This window comes from Endozoicomonas sp. SESOKO2 (genome assembly GCF_024606245.1).
In the GTDB taxonomy this organism is placed as follows: domain Bacteria; phylum Pseudomonadota; class Gammaproteobacteria; order Pseudomonadales; family Endozoicomonadaceae; genus Endozoicomonas_A.
Genome location: NZ_JAHHPQ010000423.1, coordinates 1 through 2,607 on the forward strand (window position 1 = coordinate 1; position 2,607 = coordinate 2,607).

At 38.5% G+C, this 2,607-nt stretch carries 4 protein-coding genes; 1 reads left to right on the forward strand and 3 read right to left on the reverse strand.

Annotation, left to right across the window (positions count from 1 at the left end; genetic code table 11):
* The first annotated feature begins 205 nt into the window (after positions 1-205).
* The gene (gene tusA, locus KDK17_RS09310) at positions 206-427 is read left to right on the forward strand and encodes a sulfurtransferase TusA (protein WP_257281817.1); all 222 of its coding nucleotides are present in this window, start codon (positions 206-208) and stop codon (positions 425-427) included.
* 62 nt (positions 428-489) lie between these two features.
* On the opposite strand, the gene KDK17_RS09315 is transcribed toward tusA, so the two are convergent.
* The 3 genes from KDK17_RS09315 to KDK17_RS09325 all read right to left on the reverse strand — a co-directional run.
* A complete protein-coding gene (locus tag KDK17_RS09315) occupies positions 490-1,320 on the reverse strand; it encodes a hypothetical protein (protein ID WP_257281816.1) in 831 nt (276 codons plus the stop codon).
* Positions 1,321-1,481: 161 nt separating this feature from the next.
* The gene (locus KDK17_RS09320) at positions 1,482-2,318 is read right to left on the reverse strand and encodes a hypothetical protein (protein ID WP_257287918.1); all 837 of its coding nucleotides are present in this window, start codon (positions 2,316-2,318) and stop codon (positions 1,482-1,484) included.
* Positions 2,319-2,374: 56 nt separating this feature from the next.
* A partial coding sequence (locus tag KDK17_RS09325; protein WP_257287919.1) for a hypothetical protein occupies positions 2,375-2,607 on the reverse strand: 233 nt, incomplete at its 5' end.

The following is a 2,607-nucleotide window of genomic DNA, read 5'->3' on the forward strand; positions in this document are numbered from 1 at the left end:
GTTGGTCAGGTTTTATAGAAAAGTTCAGGTTTTGAGAGCCTGTTTTCTGTTCAACTGCGACAACAGAACGTCTTGTCAACGGTTGAGCCTGACAGAGGACGGACAATGTTATGAGTAGCAGTGGTGCTGCATAGAGTGAGTGCTTAATCATTCTACCCTTGCATTCTGGTGTAAAGATAGAAAGGATAGATCAGGGAAATTATTCATGGAGCTGGATACTTCAGGTCTGCTTTGTCCGGAACCGGTCATGAAGCTGCATAACAAAGTGAGGGACATGAAGCCCGGAGAAATGGTGAGGGTGATAGCAACTGATCCTTCTAGCCAGCGAGATATTCCCAGGTACTGTAAGTTTCCGGATCATGAGTTGCTGTCCTATGAACAGGTGGAAAAACAATACGTCTACCTGATTTGCAAGGCTGTATCTTAAGTAACCGGGCCTGTTCGCAGCGCTCTACTTTAACGGTGAGTGTGATGTTATGTGCTATAAAGCTACTGCAAAGGCTTAATGTTTGCAATCGCTAAACTCAAAGGATTTTCAAAAAGCACCTGATAATGACTCAGTATGTCTTCAGTAGTATGGAAAAAAATATTCCTATCTTCCATTTTACCTATGCAAATATTATCTCCAATATGAATAAATACATGAATGATGATGTTGTCTTTCAAAATGGCAAGAGGAGTGAATTGGTTTTTTTTGTCTGAGTGTTCTAAGTTTGTCAGTTCAATAGTTAAAGCATCACGAAATGAATTTGAATTAAATTCCATAAAGCTCACAAATTGAAAGCAAGTTGGTCTGACTTTTCTACCTTGATAAATCTCACCCACAGTTTTATTCCTTAATACCGGAATTCTCTCTGGAGGACAATCATCGAATAAACTTTGTAATCCTACGTTTATACACCTTAAGAGTCGTTCTTGCCATAAATGTGGAGGCTTATAGTCGTGACTTCCATCTTGTGTTTTGATATTAAAAGAGAAAGAGCTTTTTGGCCAGTCGTCACTAATGTCTATCATTTTTTTGGCCAGTTCATCATCTCTTTCATTGCCATTGATACAATTAAAAGCAGTGTCGTCTATTTCAAAAGGAATATACTTTAGTACCATTCTCTTTTTCAGGCCACTCTCATGAAGCCCAGTGTAAGTAATATCTCTTTTTTGGGAACTATCCAGTTTTATAGATACTGATGGTTCTACACATTCCACAGACCTGTTATAACACGTTGCTCCAGGTGTTTGTAAATCGCACGTGTTTTGTACTGTGGCTATATCTGTTGTTAAGGGCAATCCTGTATTTGAACTATTGTTGACCGGTGTCGACATGGTGAAACTCCTTTTTCATTTATTTAACTATTATTAAGAGCCAATACCATGGGTAAAGTTCACAACATAATAGTTAGCAAGCGTAACAGTGGGTGTCTGGATGCTCAAATAATGTTCAGCAACTGCTAAAGGTTTTGTCCCGCACATACGCTGCTACACAACTACTGTAAAGGCGTAATACTTGCAATCGCCAAAGTCAAAGGCGTTTCAAAAGATGCCTGATAATGACTTAATATGTCTTCAGCAGTATGGAAAAAAATATGGCTGCTTCCCACTTTACTTATGCAAACATTATCTCCAATATGAATAAAGATATGAACCATAACGTCTTTGTTTAAAATTGCAACAGGGGTGAATTGATTCTTTATATCTGGATTTTTTAAGATTGTAAGTTCTGTGTGGTAACGATCTTGAAATGAATTTGAATTAAATTCCATAAAGTTAACAAATTGAAGGCAAGTTGTTGGTGCTTTTTCACTGTTATAAAGATTACCAACAGTCATATTTTCTAAGTTAGGAACTACTGTGTCTGGAGGGCAGTCATCGAAAAGAGCTTGCAATCCTTTATTGACACATCTTAAAAATCGTTCTTGCCATAAATGTGAAGGCCTATATTCGTGATTGCCATCTTGTGTTGTAATGTTAAAAGAGAAAGAGGTTTTTGGCCTGTTGTCACTCATATCTGGCAATTTTTTCGCTAGCTCATTATCTCTTTCATTGCCATTGATGAGATCAAAAGTGGTGTCGTCTACTTCGAAAGGAATATACTTTAATACCACCTCTCTGTCCTCCATACGACTCTGAAACAGTCCATTAAAAATAGCGTGTCTTTTATTGGATCTATCAATTTTTATAGATGCTGATGGCTCTACACTTTCTACGGACCTGTTATAATACGTTGCTCCGGCTTTATGTGAATCGCAAGTATCCTGTTTTGTGGCTACATCTATTGTTGAGAGCAATCCTTTATTTGAAATATTGCTGACCGGCAAAGTCATGGTGAAACTCCTTTTTCTTTATTTAAACTATTCAGAGTCAATACCATGCATAAAGTTCATAACATAATAGTCAGCAATCTTGTACAGCTCTGTAGGGGACAATTTCGTAACGAATCTTGATATAAAAGGGAGAGTGGGTACTCGCCAGCAGGTATGACTGCAAGCAAGCACTTGAGACGTTTACGCCTGGAGTCGATCTCGGTACCGTGCCCCATAGTTCGGGCAATACGGGAGAGGTTGACTGAACCCATCTGGATGAGGCCAAAAATAACCAGCGCAATAAGGTCAA

Excerpts from the sequence above, each read along its gene's own strand:
- tusA (WP_257281817.1), top strand. The coding sequence starts at position 206 with ATGGAGCTGGATACTTCAGGTCTGCTTTGTCCGGAACCGGTCATGAAG.
- KDK17_RS09315 (WP_257281816.1), bottom strand. The coding sequence starts at position 1,320 with ATGTCGACACCGGTCAACAATAGTTCAAATACAGGATTGCCCTTAACA.
- KDK17_RS09320 (WP_257287918.1), bottom strand. The coding sequence starts at position 2,318 with ATGACTTTGCCGGTCAGCAATATTTCAAATAAAGGATTGCTCTCAACA.